At 65.9% G+C, this 1,223-nt stretch carries 1 protein-coding gene and 1 pseudogene; both read right to left on the bottom strand.

Annotated features, from left to right (window positions below):
• The coding region (locus tag EN750_RS35085; protein WP_145968228.1) for a mandelate racemase/muconate lactonizing enzyme family protein at positions 1 to 844 on the bottom strand (844 nt) is incomplete at its 3' end.
• 60 nt (positions 845 to 904) lie between these two features.
• Positions 905 to 1,223 (bottom strand): annotated as a pseudogene (locus EN750_RS35080) (sugar phosphate isomerase/epimerase); the annotation flags it as partial.

Genomic DNA, 1,223 nt, shown 5'->3' with positions numbered 1-1,223 from the left:
CTTTCAGCACCGCGAGATCGCGGAAGGCATAGCGTGTCGCCTCGCTTTCGCCGGTGGCGATCGGGACGGCACCTGACGCCCGCACTTCAGCCATGCCGGGCTTGTCGTCGGCGATGATAGGCTCCTCGAACCAGGCGAGGTCCAGATCGTTGACGAGATGGATGAAGCGCTTGGCCTCGGCCACCGTGTAGGTGCCGTGCGCGTCGACCATCAGTTCGACATCGGGGCCGAGCGCCTGCCGTGCGGCCCGCACGCGGCCGGCCGAAATGTGCGCCGCGCCATCCATGGCGCCAACCCGCATCTTCAGTGCCTTGAAACCGCCCTTGGCGATGTAGGATTTCAACTGCTCGCCGATGGCGTCGGCAGCCGCCCAGCCGCCGGACGCGTAAGCCGGCATGCGATCGAGCTTGCGGCCGCCCAGCAGCCGCCAGACCGGAACGCCAAGCGATTTGCCAAGAATGTCCCACAGCGCGATGTCGACGGCGCTGATGGCGGCGATGCTCATGCCGCGCCGCGCCAGTTGCGGCATGGCGTGGCCGCCACGCGCGGCGCTGTCGTGGCGCACGCCATTGTAGAGCATCTCCCATATGACGCCGATATCCGCCGGATCGCGGCCGACCAGCTGAGGCCCGACCTCATGGTTCAGCATGTGGACGAGTGCACCGTAGCTGCCGGCACTGCCGGCGGCGTTCTTGCCTTCGCCCCAGCCGACCAGCCCGTCATCGGTTTCGATGCGCAGAATGGCGGCGTCGAAGGTCGTCACCTGACCGAAGTCGCTGCGGTGCTGCCGAGCGGCTTCGATCGGAACGCGGATCCACCAGGCTTGGACGGACTTGATACGCATATTCTTCCCCAGCCCCGCCGCCGGTCAGGGCGGAAGGGCGAATTTCCCAGAGGCAGTCGGCTACTTGATCAGCGGCAATAACGTTTCGGCGTTGATGCGCATCTGGTCGGTGTAGAATTTCTCGGTGAGCACGCTGGAGCCGTGGTCCTGGATGAACTTCAGCTGCTCGGGCGAGATGTCGACCGGATTGCGCTCGACCATGTCGGGATAGGGGGCTGCCGGCGTCCGGTCGACGGGCGCGACGAACTCATTGGTCAGCGCGCCGTCGTAGCCGATCTCGCGCAAGGTGGCGACGATCTTCGGCCAATCGATCTGGCCGAGGCCGGCGGCAAACCGGTTGTTGTCGGCGACGTGGAAGTCGAACAGGCGCTTTCCGACC

Origin of the sequence: Mesorhizobium sp. M7A.F.Ca.ET.027.03.2.1 (genome assembly GCF_003999175.1) — a bacterium.
Taxonomy (GTDB): domain Bacteria; phylum Pseudomonadota; class Alphaproteobacteria; order Rhizobiales; family Rhizobiaceae; genus Mesorhizobium.
The sequence above is the reverse complement of the archived record's forward strand: the minus strand, read 5'-3'. Positions and strand labels throughout refer to the sequence as shown.